The sequence below is a fragment of the Paenibacillus sp. FSL K6-2524 genome (assembly GCF_038005525.1).
Lineage (GTDB): Bacteria > Bacillota > Bacilli > Paenibacillales > Paenibacillaceae > Fontibacillus > Fontibacillus anaericanus.
In genome coordinates, this window is record NZ_JBBOSP010000001.1 from 4,158,648 (window position 1) to 4,175,690 (window position 17,043).

The 17,043-nt window shown below is 45.1% G+C and carries 18 protein-coding genes; 3 read left to right on the forward strand and 15 right to left on the reverse strand.

Annotated elements, in window-relative coordinates; all coding sequences use genetic code 11:
* Positions 1-135: 135 nt before the first annotated feature.
* Positions 136-1,389: a DNA polymerase IV gene (locus NST85_RS19165; protein ID WP_341190107.1), complete on the forward strand. Its 1,254-nt coding sequence runs from the start codon at positions 136-138 to the stop codon at positions 1,387-1,389.
* Entirely contained in the window at positions 1,386-1,868 is a 483-nt protein-coding gene (locus tag NST85_RS19170; RefSeq protein WP_127191014.1) for a hypothetical protein, read from the forward strand. Before NST85_RS19165 ends, NST85_RS19170 begins: the two co-directional genes overlap by 4 nt.
* A gap of 15 nt (positions 1,869-1,883) precedes the next feature.
* On the opposite strand, the gene NST85_RS19175 is transcribed toward NST85_RS19170, so the two are convergent.
* The 9 genes from NST85_RS19175 to NST85_RS19215 all read right to left on the reverse strand — a co-directional run bounded on the left by NST85_RS19175 (position 1,884) and on the right by NST85_RS19215 (position 10,514).
* A complete protein-coding gene (locus NST85_RS19175; protein WP_341190108.1) occupies positions 1,884-2,060 on the reverse strand; it encodes a hypothetical protein in 177 nt (58 codons plus the stop codon).
* Between the two features lie 26 nt (positions 2,061-2,086).
* Positions 2,087-3,247, reverse strand: a complete 1,161-nt coding sequence (locus NST85_RS19180) for a Gfo/Idh/MocA family protein (RefSeq protein ID WP_341190109.1) — start codon at positions 3,245-3,247, stop codon at positions 2,087-2,089.
* A gap of 189 nt (positions 3,248-3,436) precedes the next feature.
* Positions 3,437-4,183, reverse strand: coding sequence for a type I methionyl aminopeptidase (gene map / locus NST85_RS19185; protein ID WP_341190110.1), 747 nt, complete (start codon positions 4,181-4,183; stop codon positions 3,437-3,439).
* Between the two features lie 14 nt (positions 4,184-4,197).
* Entirely contained in the window at positions 4,198-4,812 is a 615-nt protein-coding gene (locus NST85_RS19190) for a TetR/AcrR family transcriptional regulator (RefSeq protein ID WP_307396073.1), read from the reverse strand.
* A gap of 211 nt (positions 4,813-5,023) precedes the next feature.
* On the reverse strand, positions 5,024-5,314 hold the full coding sequence (locus NST85_RS19195; protein WP_127191018.1) for a stage VI sporulation protein F: 291 nt from the start codon (positions 5,312-5,314) through the stop codon (positions 5,024-5,026).
* An 83-nt stretch (positions 5,315-5,397) separates the two neighbouring features.
* Complete coding sequence (gene recG, locus NST85_RS19200) at positions 5,398-7,443, reverse strand: ATP-dependent DNA helicase RecG (protein ID WP_341190111.1); 2,046 nt, start codon at positions 7,441-7,443, stop codon at positions 5,398-5,400.
* Positions 7,444-7,456: 13 nt separating this feature from the next.
* Positions 7,457-8,326, reverse strand: coding sequence for a DegV family protein (locus NST85_RS19205; RefSeq protein ID WP_341190112.1), 870 nt, complete (start codon positions 8,324-8,326; stop codon positions 7,457-7,459).
* Positions 8,327-8,368: 42 nt separating this feature from the next.
* Positions 8,369-10,138, reverse strand: coding sequence for a DAK2 domain-containing protein (locus NST85_RS19210; protein WP_341190113.1), 1,770 nt, complete (start codon positions 10,136-10,138; stop codon positions 8,369-8,371).
* A 16-nt stretch (positions 10,139-10,154) separates the two neighbouring features.
* On the reverse strand, positions 10,155-10,514 hold the full coding sequence (locus tag NST85_RS19215) for an Asp23/Gls24 family envelope stress response protein (protein WP_127191022.1): 360 nt from the start codon (positions 10,512-10,514) through the stop codon (positions 10,155-10,157).
* A gap of 292 nt (positions 10,515-10,806) precedes the next feature.
* Here NST85_RS19215 and rpmB point away from each other — a divergent pair, with 292 nt between their 5' ends.
* A complete protein-coding gene (rpmB, locus tag NST85_RS19220; protein WP_127191023.1) occupies positions 10,807-10,995 on the forward strand; it encodes a 50S ribosomal protein L28 in 189 nt (62 codons plus the stop codon).
* Between the two features lie 162 nt (positions 10,996-11,157).
* On the opposite strand, the gene spoVM is transcribed toward rpmB, so the two are convergent.
* The 6 genes from spoVM to rlmN form a co-directional block, all read right to left on the reverse strand.
* Positions 11,158-11,238, reverse strand: a complete 81-nt coding sequence (gene spoVM, locus NST85_RS19225; protein ID WP_036621610.1) for a stage V sporulation protein SpoVM — start codon at positions 11,236-11,238, stop codon at positions 11,158-11,160.
* A 207-nt stretch (positions 11,239-11,445) separates the two neighbouring features.
* A complete protein-coding gene (gene rpe, locus NST85_RS19230; RefSeq protein ID WP_127191024.1) occupies positions 11,446-12,114 on the reverse strand; it encodes a ribulose-phosphate 3-epimerase in 669 nt (222 codons plus the stop codon).
* 4 nt (positions 12,115-12,118) lie between these two features.
* The gene (rsgA, locus tag NST85_RS19235) at positions 12,119-13,030 is read right to left on the reverse strand and encodes a ribosome small subunit-dependent GTPase A (RefSeq protein WP_341190114.1); all 912 of its coding nucleotides are present in this window, start codon (positions 13,028-13,030) and stop codon (positions 12,119-12,121) included.
* 24 nt (positions 13,031-13,054) lie between these two features.
* Positions 13,055-15,109 (reverse strand): Stk1 family PASTA domain-containing Ser/Thr kinase, encoded by a 2,055-nt coding sequence (gene pknB / locus NST85_RS19240; protein WP_341190115.1) that lies wholly within the window; start codon positions 15,107-15,109, stop codon positions 13,055-13,057.
* On the reverse strand, positions 15,106-15,879 hold the full coding sequence (locus NST85_RS19245; RefSeq protein WP_341190116.1) for a Stp1/IreP family PP2C-type Ser/Thr phosphatase: 774 nt from the start codon (positions 15,877-15,879) through the stop codon (positions 15,106-15,108). The genes pknB and NST85_RS19245 overlap by 4 nt, the downstream gene beginning before the upstream one ends.
* 6 nt (positions 15,880-15,885) lie before the next feature.
* Positions 15,886-16,941, reverse strand: coding sequence for a 23S rRNA (adenine(2503)-C(2))-methyltransferase RlmN (rlmN, locus tag NST85_RS19250; protein WP_127191028.1), 1,056 nt, complete (start codon positions 16,939-16,941; stop codon positions 15,886-15,888).
* Positions 16,942-17,043: the final 102 nt, after the last annotated feature.

The window sequence follows — 17,043 nt, forward strand, 5'->3', positions numbered from 1 at the left end:
GAGCATGATCTGGTATATAATAAAAAGCGAACATACTTTCGTATTTTTCATAAAATGAAGGGTCATGAGGTCAATGATTATGCTTGAATACTCCCTACCCCATGATCACGAGCATTTTTAACGGAGGGTTAACCCATGACGAGACAAATTTTTTTAATTGATGGACAGTCCTTTTACGCATCCGTGGAAAAAGCGGCTCATCCCCAATATCGTGATAAACCAGTTGCCGTCGGAGACCCCGCAAGGCTAAATGGTATTATACTGGCGGCATGTCCTATTGCTAAATCTTACGGTGTAACTACAGCGTCACGAGTCGGAGAGGCATTAGCTAAATGTCCCGAATTGATTGTCATCCGTCCCAGAATGCGGACCTATATTCAAATCTCGCTATTAATCACACAAATCTTCGAATCCTATACAGATCTTGTGGAGCCTTACAGTATAGATGAGCAATTTTTGGATGTTACGGGTTCGCTCAAATACTTTGGATCTCCTCATGAACTAGCCAGAAGAATTCAAGATCATGTACGTCTATCAACAGGTGTCCTGACAAGGGTTGGGATAGGTCCTACGAAAGTTCTCGCAAAAATGGCGACTGATAATTATGCCAAAAAGATACCGGAAGGAATATTTGAACTCTCATTTGATAAATTGGAATCCACACTATGGAAGCTCCCCGTGCATCAGATGTTCATGGTAGCATCCGCAATGACCCGTCACTTTACCCGGATGGGCCTAAACTGCATCGGTGATATTGCCTGTATGGAATTCGGGGAATTCAAACAGCGAATGCGCCGTGAAATGGGAAAACAAAGCGATATCCAGGCGGGGTATTACTGGCAGACAGCACGGGGAATCGATCCAAGTCCCGTTGTAGCTGGAATACGACATCAGTTAAAATCGGTCAGCCATGGCAAAGCGCTTCGCTGGAGTCTATACACCAGGCTCAAAGACATTGAAATCGTCCTGCTTGAGCTAGTCATAGAGGTCTGCCGACGCACCAGGCGACATCACTATATGGGCTCAGTTGTTTCTGTCTCCGCTGCGGAAACGGATGGTAAACGATCTACTTGGTTTAGTCGACAAACGACACTACCACAACCGACTTCCCTAACCCATGAAGTTGCTGCTGCTGCACATAAGCTATTCATAGAACACTGGAGTGGGTTACCTCTCAGTAACCTAAGTGTTTCCTTGTCTCATCTGACGGACGATAGCACGATCCAACTTACCCTCTTTGAAGATCGATCCCTCGCTTATCGTAAAGAACGAGCGATCGATGGAATCAAACATCGGTACGGGAGCGATGCCATTGTGCGCGCCTCTTCTCTAATGGAAGCTGGTGTGGCACGAGAAAGAGCCGAACAAATTGGAGGGCATTATAAATGAGTAAGCTTGACGATAACGAACGGTGGAAATCTAAGATGTTATTGACAGAACATGTTGAGGGTTATGAACAACGACAACATTCTCATGAGAACAAGATCATCACTACCGAGGAACGGACAATGATCCGTGACTATATTTTACTACCGTACATGGAAAAGATGGTTCAGAAGAGCCTAGCTGACATCGAATACTCAACCAATATTCTAAAACGCCTATATCTGATGGCCGGCCAAAAGATTCTGGACCAGATCGTAAAAGACTTATATAGACTACGACGTGAGCTTAAGAGACGTAATATCAAAATTTTAACTGAGGAGCAATCCGAGTTGGTTGTCTATCATCGTTATTATTGTCGGGGATATGAGGAACAGTTTGGTATGACTCGTGATGTTATGCGATCAGAGATAAGCTTGCAATTGACAAAGTATATCTCGGGGTTAGCCATGCAGCTCAAAGAATACTCCAAAGAAACAAAATGAAGAAGCACCTTACAACTAACGACAAAAAAACTCTAGCCGATAGACCAGAGTCAACAAAAGCTTATCTTCCATGCCGCTATAGCTATTTCGAAGTGTAGGAGCTAGCTTCTTGTGTACCTCTACTATGGCTGCGACCTGCTCCGGCGCATGTCCATCGCAGCCACCCCAGACGATCAACGCCTTTCTCGTCATTTGCGCTCTTCAAGTAGTCTGTTACATTACATTTCAGATATATTCACCCAGCGGCGCTCATCAATCGAGCGTTCAACGGCTTCAAGCACAGCCTGACATTTCACTCCGTCACGGAAATTAGGCTCTGGCTGTCGCCCTTCCTCAATAGCGGAAGATAATTCTAACATTTCGTGAATGAATGTGTGCTCAAAACCAATCGTATGACCCGGCGGCCACCATGCGTCTGCATAGTCATGCGTAGGGTCTGTTGCAAGAATACGGCGAAATCCTTGCACATCCTCATCATCAGAAGTGAAATAAACTTCAAGCTCATTCATCCGTTCAAAATCAAACTTCACACTACCTAAACTTCCGTTAATTTCAAAAGAATTCGTTGAGCGGTGTCCAGCGGCAAATCGTGTTGCTTCAAAACTGCCCATGGCACCGTTTTCAAAACGGGCTAAAAACAACGTCGCGTCATCTACAGTTACCGGACCCTTAGGATCATCCTTGCTTCCTTTGGCACTTAAGCCCGTCATTTCAGTGGCAATCGGACGCTCCTTGATGAAGGTCTCACTCATCCCGATAACTTCGTGTATATCTCCAACTAGAAAATGAGCCAAATCAATGAGATGAGCACCAAGATCACCATGAGAACCGGACCCTGCGATTTCCTTCTGTAATCTCCAAACCAATGGGAATTCGGGATCAATAATCCAATCCTGCAAGAACCACGCTCTAAAGTGATAAATAGTGCCTAATCTTCCACTCTCCACAAGCTTTTTCGCCAGTCTTACCGCCGGAGAAAAACGATAGTTGAATCCGACCATATGAACGATACCCGCTTCTTCAGCAGCATATAGCATTTCCTGAGCATCCTCTAATGTTAGCGCAAGCGGCTTTTCGCAGAAGATATGTTTACCCGCATGAGCTGCCGCCAGCGCAATCTCCTTATGCGCATTACTTGGCGCGTTGATATCAATAAGATCAATGTCCTCCCGGGAAATTAGTTCCCTCCAATCCGTGACACTTTCACTCCAGCCTAACTGAACTGCCGCTTGACTCACCGCGCCAGCATTTCGCCCGCAAATAACGGACATCTCCGGCTTTATTGCCTGAGGGAAGAACATCGGCAAGCTTCGATATGCATTACTGTGAGCTTTGCCCATAAATTTATAACCGATCATTCCAATGCGTAATTGCCTCATCAGCTTCGCAACCTCCTTACGAGTTGAGATATAGATCATCCTTTCCACTTATGTGCACGCGTACATTCTCTCGCAAAGAATGACCTTGGTCAATCCTTATTTATAGATACCATTTAACTATGGAATAAAAAAAAGACCGTTCACCAGCTACGCTCGCGAACGATCTCCTCGATTGTCTGTCCTATGATCTTATTGGGCCGTTAAGATTTGTGGACCATCGCCCGTAATAACAATGGTATGTTCATATTGTGCGGATAGCTTGCCATCAGCGGTTCTCGCTGTCCATTCATCATCATCGATCGTGATCCGATACGTTCCTTCGTTGATCATCGGCTCAATAGTCATGGCCATACCTTCCTTCAACCGGATTCCTTTACCAGCAATGCCTACATGCTCATAATTCGGCTCTTCATGCAAACTTCTACCGATTCCATGTGCCAGCAAGTCACGTACGACTGAAAAACCATTGGATTCCGCATGAGCTTGAATGGCTGAAGTCACATCACCCAGACGATTCCCGGGTAACGCCTTCTCAATCCCGATATATAGGCATTCCTTCGTAACCTTCATCAGCTTCTCTGCAACCGGACTCACTTGGCCAATGGCATAAGTCCAACCCGAATCACCGAACCAGCCATTGTATTCGACCACGATATCGATTGTAACAATGTCGCCATCCTCTAATTTTCTGCGTGACGGAAAACCATGGGCAACCACATCATTAACAGAAGCACATGTTTCAGCAGGAAAGCCATTATACCCTTTCGTAAACTGCTTCCCGCCTAATTTTACAATATGCCTAGCAACCATATCATTAATTTCGAGCGTGGTAATCCCAGGCTCAATAATCTTAGCAATCTCTCGGTGACAGTCTGCCACAATCTGGCTCGCCGGTCTCATTTCTTCGATTTCTCTTGGTGATTTCAATATAATCATCTTCGTTTCACTCCTTAAATTTGCACTTTCTTACGCTGAATTAGGCCCTCTAACAGAAAATCAGCGATATCTTTGGCATCTTGCTGTAAGCTTCCTTGTCTGAGGGAAGGTAAGGAGCATCCGATCAAAGAGGCAAGTAGCATTTGAGCCCTCTTTTTCGCATTTAGTAAGGGTAATGAGGTTTCATGTGCGATTAAGCTTGCCAAAGGTATGAACACCTTCTCTTGATAAGCTGTAACAAGTGACTCAGCCTGTTCCCCAGACAATGAACGAAAATCATCGATACTCATTTTACATAACAAATATAAGGCATGATCCTCTGCCCAGCATTCCATAAGTGAAACAACAGTGTCTTTAAACTCACATGGATTAGAGTTACCCTGTTTTGCTACACCATACATCCATTCAGCGGCCCGATCCATAGCCTGCCACAACAGATCATGGAGTAGATCGTTTTTGTTCTTGTAATAGTGATAGACCGTTCCATATCCAAGACCTGCCTCAAGGGCTACATCTCGAATTTCCATGAGCATGCCTTTATCGAGATAAACGTCGGCGGCCGACTTAACAATTTGGGTCATTCGAATTCGCCTTATTTCTTCGTTCTGCTCTCTCGTTCGCGGAGTCATTGGATGTATCAGCCCTTCTTTCTTTTGACCTACTGTCATGTCGATATAAAAAGTATATACCAAACAAGAAATTTATAACAGCCCTAATATTACGAGCTACCTATTTTTCTCAAACTTGCAGCATTTAAGTGTGATAAAAGGAAAAGGACAGCCAGAGTAACTCTGACCATCCTTTTGGGATGATGTGCTTATAAAATAAGTATCCCTGCCCTTACCGGAACATACCCCATAATTTTATTAGATGGAGTGTATTACGCGGGTCGATTTTCTGATCGATCACAAACTGTACAATTTGCTCCTCCTGCGCCCCAGTTAACTGTTCACTTAACAGCTTTGTCGACGACTTAACAAGTCGACGTACTTTTGCGCGATCCTGCAAATCTGATTTGGTCAATCCGTCTACAAGCTTTTTGACCCGTTCCTTTACTGCTGGATTTTTCATTTTGAGTTTGATCCGCTCTACTAACTGTGGACTGATTCCATATTGTTGATAATTCGCCAAAACTACTCAACACCTCCCGTCACTTGGAGACCTTCTCTAATATATGACGGAAAGACTGTATTTAGTGCCGGGCAGAAAGAAAACTAATCGATTAACTCACCTTGTAAGATTTGCTCCCTCTTTAGAAAACTCCGTAGCGGTCCATATTGTGGTGATGTCCAGAAGGAGGGCTCTCGCACCAACCGAGCGGCATCATCTCTCGCGGTCTCTAACACAGCGAAATCACTAACCATATCCGCGATGCGAAATTCCGGTACACCGCTCTGTTTCGTACCGAAGAAGTCACCAGGACCACGCAGCTCCAGATCCCTCCTAGCCACTTCGAAGCCGTCGTCACTCTCCGTCATAACCTTCATCCTCTCACGCCCTACCTCCGACTTAGGATCGGCGATAAGCACGCAATAGGACTCATGCTCACCCCGGCCAACACGACCCCGCAACTGATGAAGCTGAGAGAGGCCGAAACGATCCGCATCCATGATAATCATCAATGTTGCATTCGGCACGTCTACTCCAACTTCTACAACCGTCGTCGAAACGAGTAACTGCACCTCATTATCGTAGAAGCCACGCATAACTTCTTCCTTCTCAGCTGAGGTCATTCTCCCATGCAGTAGCCCAACCTTGAAATCTGGGAAGGCCTGTCCCATCATCACGTACAGATCAATAGCATTCTGTACATCCAGCTTATCCGATTCTTCAATCAACGGACAGATAAGATAAGTCTGACGCCCTTGCGATACTTCACGCGAGATAAAGCCAAGCACACGATCCATCATGTCTTGCTTAACCCAATAGGTCGAGATCGGCTTGCGCCCCTTCGGACGCTCCGATAGTGTAGAGACATCCATATCACCAAATGCCGTAATCGCTAGTGTCCGTGGGATCGGAGTTGCCGTCATCGTCAGCACATCGGGATTGAAACCTTTACGTCGCAGAATACTCCGTTGGTTCACACCAAAGCGGTGCTGCTCATCTGTCACGACCATACTCAGTGAACGAAAGAATACATCCTCCTGAATCAGTGCATGCGTACCTACCACGATATCCGTCAATCCCATTTGTAGAGATCCCAGTAAATCCTTCCTTCTTCGCCCCGTAACGCTTCCTGTAAGCAGGCCTACAGAAATTCCAAATGGTTCAAAAAGTTTGGACAACGACCGGACATGCTGCTCTGCCAAAATTTCAGTAGGAACCATAAATGCACCCTGATGCCCTGATTTCACCGCAGCAAATAATGCAATTGCCGCAATTACTGTCTTACCAGAGCCTACATCTCCTTGTAACAGTCGGTTCATACAGAACGAGGAACGCATATCTTGCAGGATTTCTAGCTCTACCTTCTTCTGTGCATCCGTCAACTCAAAAGGCAAACTACGAACGAACTCACGTATCGTCGAGTTTTCGAATTCATGACGCACACCATCCATACGTTCATAATTCATTGCCCTGTAGGCCTGAAGCTTCAATTGGAACAGAAATAATTCCTCGTATACCATCCGCCGCCGAGCAGACTGCCCTTCCTCATTATCTTGAGGCTGATGAATACGCTGAATCGCACGTTTACGAGCCATTAGCTTGTATTCATCCAGAAGTTCCTGCGGCAGTATTTCCGGAATCATCTCTCCATATTGAAGCAAAGCTTGGCCAATACTCTTGCGCATCCAAGCCTGTGTAATATTGCCGCCAGCCGAGTAGACAGGCTGAAGACTCCCACTTCTTACCGTTCCTTTATCCGGAAATTCTGATTCTGACACCGTTAATTGGCTACGCCGTTGATCCCATTTTCCTGTCAGAATGATTTCCCGACCTGCCGTTAGCTGGTCTCTCAAGAAATGACGGTTAAACCATGTGGCCGTGAACATCCAGTCCTCCGCCACCATCTTACAGCTTAATCTGGATTTGCCCCCATATCGTTGTAGTACGGGAACACCCATTATTTTTGCCTGTACCGTTATCTTATCTCCATCCTTAACCTCAACTAACGAGCGAAGTCGATAATCTTCATAACGATATGGATAATATTCAATCAAATCATTTACCGTAGAGATGCCAAAGGCGTGAAGCTCTCCGGCTTTCAGAGCGCTCACGCCATTAACTTGCTTAACTGGTATTTCTGTTAAATTCATATCGTTCCCCCACTTAAGCTGGCCACACGAACACTGCTAACGTGCCCGGTCCGACATGTGTGCCTACAACGGCTCCGATACTCGTACGAACCACTTCGTGTAGGGTAAAGTGCTCTGCCATCAACGTTAGGAACTCTTCCGTTCCTTCCGGATTAACAGCATCACATACCGCTACATTCAGGTCCTTATGATCTCCGAAATCTTTAATAAACAATTCGATAGCACGGGCAACAGCCCGCTTACGACCTCGTGCCTTATCTACCGCATATATAACGCCTTCCCCATCCACTGAAAGAATAGGCTTAATATTAAGAAGTGTACCGACAATCGCCGCTGCTTTCCCAATGCGACCGCCCTTCTGTAGATATTCTAGCGTATCCACTAGAAAATAAAGTCTACGCTGCTTACCTAAATCAATCACCTGAGTGGCAATGTCCTTAGCTGCTAGCCCCTGCTTAGCCAATCTAGCCGCATGAACCACTTGCAAACCAAATCCGTATGTAGCGCACAAGGAATCAATCACGGTAATATCGAGTTCTTCACCCAACTCTTCTTCCAGCATATCTTTGGCCAATAAAGCCGCTTGATACGTTCCGCTCATACCAGATGAGAGATGAATTGAGATGATCGAAGCGCCGGGAATATCCAGCATGAACTTCCGATAAACTTCAACATATTGGGATGGAGACGTCTGAGAAGTCGTTGGTAAGTCGCGCGACTTCGTCAGCTTGTCGTAAAAATCCTCCGCAGTAATTTCTATGCCCTCCAGAAAAGATTCCTCTCCAAATGCGACTCTCATTGGAACAATATGAATACCATATTCAGAAAGCATCGCCTGCGGGACATCCGCCGTACTATCGGCTACAATAACGACCTGACTCATTGGATCTCCATCCTTTCAGTATTTCACTGATTTCAAGACCAATCAGGATTCAACAGAAAATAAATAATAATATATAGGTTGACCGCCTGTATGCGTCTCTACTTCCACTTGGGGATAATTTTCCCCAATCCAAGCTGTAAGAGATTCGGTCATCTCGTCAGTGGCTTCTTCGCCAGCCAGCACAGTAACGATCTCATCGCCATCAGCTAGCATGCTTGCGATTAGCTTTTGACTCGTTTCCAATAAACCTGACTCGGTAGCTACGATTTTGGAATCAGCAATCCCGATATAATGTCCAGCCGTAATCTCTAGATCATCAAATACCGTATCCCGAACTGCAGTAGTTACTTGTCCTGTTTTGACATTCTTAACGGCAGTCAGCATGTTATCACTGTTACTCTCTACCTGCTCTTCCTCTTGGAAAGCAAATGCCGCAGCTATCCCTTGTGGAATGCTCTTACTCGGAATAACAGTTATACTCCGTTCGCCTTCAAGAAGATCCTTCGCCTGCTGAGCAGCAAGTATAATATTCGAATTGTTAGGTAATACAAATACATGCTCTGCTGAAATAGAATGAATCGCCTTAACGAAATCCTCTGTGCTTGGATTCATCGTCTGGCCTCCAGACAGAACAACATCCACACCCAAACTAGTGAAGATATCTGAAATTCCTTGTCCAGATGCAACGGCGATAAACCCATATGGTGCTAGTTCATGCGCTGGAAGCTCAGCCGATTCTGCAATACGGACTGGCTCCGCAGGGATATCCGCGAATAATTCTGGCATAGAAGCAGCGTCCATACCTGCCGATAATAGATCACGGTGTTGCTCACGCATATTCAGAATATGAATCTGAGTAATTTCTCCATAACGCAGTGCCAGATTCATAACTTCACCAGGCTGTTTGGAATGCACATGTACTTTGATGACTTCGTCATCCGCAATCACAATAATGGAATCCCCATCTTTGGATAACTCTTTACGGAATTGGTCTTCATCGAAGCGTACACCTTTAACATCACCTAGTTGGCGATTAATGAAAAACTCCATATCATATAAAAATTCAATATCCTCCGTCTCAAGGCGCGCTTGAGCCGATAGCGGAACATGTGAAACCACACGCGGCGCTGTCGAAACCGGTGAAGATACTGGAGCTGAGGCTTGTCCTTCAGCCTGTACATGTGTCGGTAGCTTACCGTTAGTCAATACTTCCATAAATCCTTCATAAATATATACAAGTCCCTGTCCACCAGAATCAACGACACCTACTTGCTTCAGTATAGGCAGTAATTCAGGTGTGCCCGCGAGAGCCTCCTGTGCTTTTGCCAACACTTCCGTCATTAGTTCTACAACATCTGTTGTCCGTCTGGCATAGTAAACAGCGTGCTTAGCAGATTCCTTGGCTACGGTAAGAATCGTACCTTCTACGGGCTTCACAACCGCCTTGTAGGCGGTGTCCACTCCACTCTGCAATGCAGCAGCAAATTGAACTGTATTTAACTCTTCGTATGGAGCAGCATATCGGCCGAAACCGCGGAATAACTGAGACAAAATAACGCCAGAGTTCCCCCTTGCGCCCATCAGCAAGCCTTTGGACAAAGTGCCCGAGCGGCTGCCTATGCCTCCTGATCCATTATTCTTTAGCTCGGCCACGCCAGCTGTCATCGTCAAATTCATATTTGTTCCCGTATCCCCATCAGGAACCGGGAACACATTAAGAGAATTGACGTGTTCGGCATGCGCTGCAAGCCGTTCCGCTCCGGCAAGTACCATGGCGGTAAAATCTGTTCCATTTAGAGAACGCTTACTCAATTGAGAATTCCCCTTCCTAGCTTGATACACGTACGCCTTGGACTGAAATGCTAACTTTATCCACATCGAGTCCAACGACTTCATTTAATACGTACTTCACTTTTAGTTGAATGTTGTGTGCAACCTCAGAAATCTTTGTACCATAACTGACTATAATATAAAGATGAATTGATAATCGATTATTGTCTAGGTTAACTTCCACACCCCGGGTCAAATTTTCACGCCCGAGCAATTCGGCGAAACCATCTTTAAATTGCTTTCGGCTTGCCATTCCCACTAGTCCATAACATTCCATGGCGGCCGATCCAGCGATAACCGCTATTGCTTCATCCGATATATTGATTTGTCCATATTCGGTATTCAGTTTTATAGTCACGACTGCATTCACTCCTCCCTTGAAATTATTATGGACTAAACCATATTGTACTATAAGAACAAGGAGAAATAAATAAAAGAACTGCATGAGATCAAAATTAAATTTAATGATCAGTTGACGGCGCTTTTTTTACTATGATATTATATGTTAGTATTGTTTTATGAGGTTTCCTCTGCCTATTTGGCATTGATGAAGGAAATCAACTGGTAGAATGCCGGCTTGAACAATAACTATGCATGAATAAATAACTGTTATTCTCAAGACAGGTGTAATTGAACAGGAGGTGTAATGAATGTCTCGCAAATGTTATGTGACTGGTAAAACTCAAGGTACAGGTAACCATGTATCACACGCAAACAATCGCAATCGTCGCTCTTGGGGCGTGAACGTACAGAAAGTCCGTATTCTAGTAGACGGTAAACCTAAACGCGTATACGTCAGCACTCGGGCTTTGAAATCCGGTAAACTGACCCGCGTGTAATGGTGGGAATAAGCATATAGACAAAAAGCACCTTTTCTAATTAGAGGTGCTTTTTTGATGCTCCCATATCCCCACATCGCATTTCGCGGGCGAGCGCCGCAAACTGTGATGGCAGAGAAGTCCGCGCGCGCCCCTACCGCTTCACCTACCAAACGGTGGTCCTTAGTTTTTGTGAAATGTGTTCAGAACGGCTTTTACAAATCCCCCCAAAAACTTAGGCAGCTTGAATGTGTAAAATTTCATTATTTACCCTCCCCATCATTCTCATGCCTTCAGCCTATTCTATGTCACAAGCCCTATACTCGTGTATTCTCGTCGCAAAAAAAGAAGGCTACATGAGAACCTCTCATGTAACCCATTGTATGCACCGCATGCTATCCCTATTCCACCCGGACGAGTAGAAGTACTTGTCATACATAGGAAAGCACGCGTTATTCCTGAATAAAAAAATTACCGAGGCAAAGTAACACTATCACGAATTTCAGCCATCGCAGCCCGGCGATCAACTTTACCAAACACCGCACTTCCAGCAACCAACACATCAGCCCCAGCTTCTACAACAAGTGGTGCAGTTGCAGAAGTAACGCCCCCGTCCACTTCAATGTGGAAATCGATGCCGTGCTCTTGCTTCCATTCACGCAACTCTGTGATTTTACGCAGCGTTCCCGGAATAAAAGCTTGTCCTCCAAAGCCAGGATTAACTGTCATGATCAGTACCAGATCTACATCTTCTAATACTTCACGGATTGCAGACACTGGTGTAGCTGGATTGATGGCAACTCCAGCCTTAACCCCATGCTCCTTGATCAAATGCAATACACGATGCAGATGCACACAGGCTTCCGCATGAACCGTGATCATGTGCGCCCCGGCTTTAGCAAAGGCAGGAACATATAATTCCGGGTTCTCTACCATTAAATGTACATCCAGCGGCAACTTCGTATGGGGAGCGATCGACTCCATTACTAGCGCACCGAACGTCAGATTAGGTACAAAATGACCATCCATCACATCAACGTGGATCCAATCGGCTCCGCCGCGTTCCACCTCGGCAACTTCCTCGCCCAATTTAGCGAAATCTGCGGATAAAATAGAAGGTGCAATACTAATGTTCGTCATGAAGTTAATACCTCCGTTTTTTTTCTTTCATTTCTTCATGGAACTGCAAATAATGTTCATACCGGCTCGCTGCAATCTCGCCAGCTTCCAGTGCTTGTCGAACCTTACAACCTGGCTCATGTAGATGGCTGCAACCACGAAATTTACAGTTTTCAGCATATGATTGGAATTCTATGAAGCAGCTAGACAATTCATCTGCCTCAATCTCCATAAAATCCAGCTGGCTGAACCCTGGTGTATCGGCAACGTATCCGCCGTTCGTAAGTTCCATTAATTCAACATGTCTGGTTGTATGACGCCCGCGTCCAAGCTTCATACTAATTTCCGCTGTTTCCAGTGATAACTCAGGTAACATCGCATTCAGTAACGAGGATTTACCAACGCCCGATTGGCCTGAGAAGACGCTAATTTCTCCAGCTAATCGGGATTTCACTTCCTCTGTTCCCAGCCCTGTTTTGGAGCTCGTGACGATAACGTCATAACCGATACTTTTATACAAATCAGCTGTTTGTTTCGTTATATCATGGGTCAGATCATTCTCTTCCTGCTGCTTCAGAAGATCCCTCTTCGTGAGGCATATGAGCGTACGAAGTCCCGCATGCTCGATGTGAACAAGGAATTTATCAAGCAACTGAAGATTTAAATCAGGCTCCCGAAGGGAGAAGAGTAGCACTGCCAATCTCGCATTTGCGATTGGTGGACGAATCAACTCCGTAATCCGAGGCAAAACCTCATCGACCATGCCCTCCCCATTCTCCGTTAAAGAATAGCGAACCTGATCTCCTACAAGGGGAGTTACCCCGTTTTTCCGAAGTATACCGCGTCCTCGACATTGGATAGTACCATTTCCAGCTGAAACAGCGGGTTTTACATAATAATATCCGCTTAATGCCTTAACTATTAAACCCTCAGGCATATATGCCGGCCTCACTTTCATGTCTCATAACCCGTTACCCGAATTACCTTCTTCGTTCCAGTCCATAGGATCTTCTTCCGTTGCGCTTGTAGGCATATCTGGAATAGGCACAGTACCCTGTTTGGCATCAAAATACGAGATCGAATAGGTCGCTAGTGGAATACCATCCCTTTCTACCGAAACGACTCCGTTCTTGTTAGGAGCCAGAATCAAATTAATGGAGAGATACTGTTCCTTCCCAATGCCTTTGGTGCCCCACTCTTGATTATCTCCAGTTGCATCGCTGTATACAACACGCACTGTACTTTTCTTACCTACCTCAGCTGGAGCAACCGGAAGTTGAAAAGTGTATTCTAAAGCCTCCGGCGGATAACCAGAACTAATTGTGAGATTTACTTTCGATCCTGGCGTCACTGGAGCGTTCGGTAAATATGGCCATTGGGCAGTAACTTTACCCGCCTCAATTTCGAAGCTAGGTTCATTCTTGATCCCATCTTTAGCAACTGTTAGATCCAGCTCAGCAAGTATAGCTTCAGCTTCAGCCTGCGTTTTATTAACCAGATCTGGCATAACCACATCTTCCGGACCTTTGCTAACTGTCAATACAACTTCAACTATAGCAGGGTCATATTCGGTATTCGCTTCTGGATTTTGTCCAACAACTTTCCCAGCTTCTACGTCCTTACTGAATTGCTCGTCTTTCTTGATGTTATCCCTACCTACACCAAGCGCAACCAACTTCTCTTTAGCATCTTCAAAAGTGTCATCGGTAAGCGAAGGCATTTTTAAGAGCGGCTTAGCGGTGCTGACCGTCAGTTCAATGTTTGATCCTTTTTTAACAGAGGTACCTTCAGGCTTACTTTGATCGTAAACTATACCCTCTTCTATACCCTCTTTGTATATACGATTAACCTTATCAACCTCGATGCCCATCTCGGACAGAAGAGTAGTAGCTTCTATTTCCTGCATGTTGATTACGCTCGGAACCTTAACCTCTGGAATAGTTAATGTTGCTTTGACATACCACGCTACTCCAACCAAAGCTAATAATAATAAGACCGTCAGACTCACCCATAGCACTGGCTTGCGCCACGAAGACTTATTAGGTTCTTTGCTACCACGTTCTTCGGAAAATTGCGAGTCTCGCGAGAGTTTCTGTGAGCTCGCAGAGTTCCTTACCTGAGGCTTAATAGCAGGTATAACACGAGTACTATCTTCATCCTCATCATCTATAAATGCCATTTTTGATTCCAACCGCCGCTCTGGAAGCAGACAAGTTTCTAAGTCACGCAGCATTTCCCGTGCCGATTGGTAACGTTCTTCAGGATTTTTGCGCATCGATTTTAAAATAACGTTCTCCACACTTTGTGGAATCATCGGATTCACCATGCGTGGTTCATCAAAGTGCTCTTGCAAATGTTTCAGAGCAACGCTAATGGGACTCTCACCAAGGAATGGGAGGCGTCCTGTTAACATTTGATAAAGTACGATTCCAAGTGAATATAGATCAGACTTCTCACCCGTCGCCACGCCCTTAGCATGCTCCGGTGAGAAATAATGCACTGAGCCAACCACCGATCCTGTTTGCGTAATCGTTGATGAGGTTGCAGCCCGAGCAATACCAAAATCAGTAACCTTTACCCGTCCATTACGTCCGATAAGTATGTTATGAGGCTTAATATCTCGATGAATGATTCCATTATGATGGGCATGATCCAGTGCGTCAGCAATTTGTGAGGCGATTCGCACCGCTTCTTCAATCTGCAGTGGCGCACGTTCTTTAATAATCTCGTTTAGATTCTGACCGTCAATACACTCCATAACAATATAGTGAACCTCATCTTCCTGGCCCACATCATATACACTTACAATATTAGAATGCGACAAGGAAGCCGCAGACTGTGCTTCACGGCGAAAGCGACGGATAAATTCCTCGTCGTTCACAAATTGTTGGCGCAGAACTTTAATGGCCACATTGCGATTCAGCAGAATGTCACGCGCTTTATATACAAGCGCCATTCCACCTCCACCAATCCGTTCAATAATCTGATAACGACCACCCAATTCGTGCCCGATCATGAATTCAACTCCTTTATGCTTGACCCAGCTTCTTCATGAAATTCTAATAAGGCGACCGAAATGTTATCATCGCCCCCCGCATTCAGTGCAAGCTGAAGCAGACCAATTGCACGCTCATCCAAAGATAGAAAATTCGAGCTGAGCGTCTGGGTCATTTGTACAGTTGTTACGTAATTGCTGAGGCCGTCGCTACATAACAGTAAGATATCCCCTGGCTCCATCGTGAGCGGATCCATATCAACCGTCACTTGTTCATCCGTACCGAGCGCTCTTGTAAGAACGTTTCGACGTGGATGAACACTAGCTTCCTCTTCAGTAATCTGTTTACTCTTCACGAGTTCGTTAACCAACGAGTGATCCTCAGTTAATTTGACTACTTCTCCCTGCCGGAATAAATAAGCCCGGCTATCGCCGATATGGCCAATGACTCCCGCCTGGCCCTTCAGAAGAACAGCAACGACTGTAGTTCCCATGTTGTGATATTCTACATGTTCCTGAGATTTACGGAATACGACTTCATTGGCATGCAGAATAGCCTGCTTCAATGCATTGTCGCAGTCCTCTAGGGTTATACCAACAGGTAGAGAACTTAAGTCCTGTACAATCGTCTGTACCGCAAGCTGACTGGCCGTATCTCCCGCCTGATGTCCACCCATCCCATCAGCAACGATCCCTAGCACATAACCTTGCTCCATATGAACAACCTTGGTACTATCCTCATTTACCGAGCGAACACGTCCTACATCACTTACATAAACCGTTCTAATCAAACTCCATCACCTCGCACTAGACTCGCCAGACTCCATATGCTTCGCACGTAATTGACCACAAGCAGCCGCAATATCATGCCCTTGCTCACGACGGATCGTTACATTGATGCCTTTATCCGCCAATATGCGTTGAAATTGAAAAATATCACTTCTCGAAGTCCTTACATACTTCCGCTCTGGCACATGATTTACTGGAATTAAATTGACGTGACAGAGCATATCCTTCAGCACATTAGCAAGTTCTTCTGCATGCTCTGGACGGTCATTAACACCTCCGATTAGCGCGTACTCAAAGCTAACTCTTCGCCCTGTTTTGGCGATATAATATCTGAGCGATTCCATCACATCGTCAAAAGGAAAACGACGATTAACTGGCATCAACTTGGAACGGAGCGCATCATTTGGTGCGTGAATCGAAATAGCTAGATTAATTTGTGTACCTTCATCCGCAAACTTGTAAATGTTTGGAACGATACCACTTGTAGATACAGTAATATGTCTTTGTCCAATGTTCAAGCCCTTTTCGTGAATCATAATCCGCAAAAACTTCATCGTTGCTTCATAGTTTTCAAATGGCTCGCCTGTTCCCATGATGACAATGCTGCTTACGCGTTCTCCACGGGTATCCAAAATTCTCTGGGCCTGTACAACTTGAGCAACAATCTCACCCGCAGTCAGATCCCGTTTCAAGCCTCCAAGCGTGGAAGCGCAGAAGGTACATCCAACTCTACAACCGACTTGAGTCGTTACACAAATGCTGTTGCCATAGTTATGTTTCATAACAACTGTCTCAATCGCATGATCATCATGAAGGCCGAATAGAAACTTAACCGTTCCGTCCTTCGATTCAAATTTCGTAATTTCATTCAACGTCACGAAGTCAAAATGATCTTCTAGCTTTTGACGTAACTCCTTTGAGAGGTTACTCATTTCCTCAAATGAATTCACTCTCTTAACATATAACCAATCAAAAATCTGACCCCCACGAAAAGCTGACTCTCCTTGTTGAACAGCCCACTCTTGTAGTTCCTCTAAAGTAAAATTGTATATAAAGGGTTTCATTTTCACACACCTATTCTATAGTATATCGTAAGACTTACCTCACTCATTCTACCTATTTTAGCATAAATCGCGATTACACTAAAGTCCAAGCGAAATGAGAAG

Bases quoted from the DNA above. Each gene is read 5' to 3' on its own strand.
- NST85_RS19190 (WP_307396073.1), bottom strand. From the start codon at position 4,812: ATGACTCCGCGAACGAGAGAGCAGAACGAAGAAATAAGGCGAATTCGA.
- rlmN (WP_127191028.1), bottom strand. From the start codon at position 16,941: ATGAAACCCTTTATATACAATTTTACTTTAGAGGAACTACAAGAGTGG.
- NST85_RS19165 (WP_341190107.1), top strand. From the start codon at position 136: ATGACGAGACAAATTTTTTTAATTGATGGACAGTCCTTTTACGCATCC.
- NST85_RS19180 (WP_341190109.1), bottom strand. From the start codon at position 3,247: ATGAGGCAATTACGCATTGGAATGATCGGTTATAAATTTATGGGCAAA.
- NST85_RS19205 (WP_341190112.1), bottom strand. From the start codon at position 8,326: ATGAGTCAGGTCGTTATTGTAGCCGATAGTACGGCGGATGTCCCGCAG.
- rsgA (WP_341190114.1), bottom strand. From the start codon at position 13,030: ATGCCTGAGGGTTTAATAGTTAAGGCATTAAGCGGATATTATTATGTA.
- NST85_RS19175 (WP_341190108.1), bottom strand. From the start codon at position 2,060: ATGACGAGAAAGGCGTTGATCGTCTGGGGTGGCTGCGATGGACATGCG.
- NST85_RS19170 (WP_127191014.1), top strand. From the start codon at position 1,386: ATGAGTAAGCTTGACGATAACGAACGGTGGAAATCTAAGATGTTATTG.
- rpe (WP_127191024.1), bottom strand. From the start codon at position 12,114: ATGACGAACATTAGTATTGCACCTTCTATTTTATCCGCAGATTTCGCT.
- spoVM (WP_036621610.1), bottom strand. From the start codon at position 11,238: ATGAAATTTTACACATTCAAGCTGCCTAAGTTTTTGGGGGGATTTGTA.
- rpmB (WP_127191023.1), top strand. From the start codon at position 10,807: ATGTCTCGCAAATGTTATGTGACTGGTAAAACTCAAGGTACAGGTAAC.
- recG (WP_341190111.1), bottom strand. From the start codon at position 7,443: ATGAATTTAACAGAAATACCAGTTAAGCAAGTTAATGGCGTGAGCGCT.
- map (WP_341190110.1), bottom strand. From the start codon at position 4,183: ATGATTATATTGAAATCACCAAGAGAAATCGAAGAAATGAGACCGGCG.
- pknB (WP_341190115.1), bottom strand. From the start codon at position 15,109: ATGATCGGGCACGAATTGGGTGGTCGTTATCAGATTATTGAACGGATT.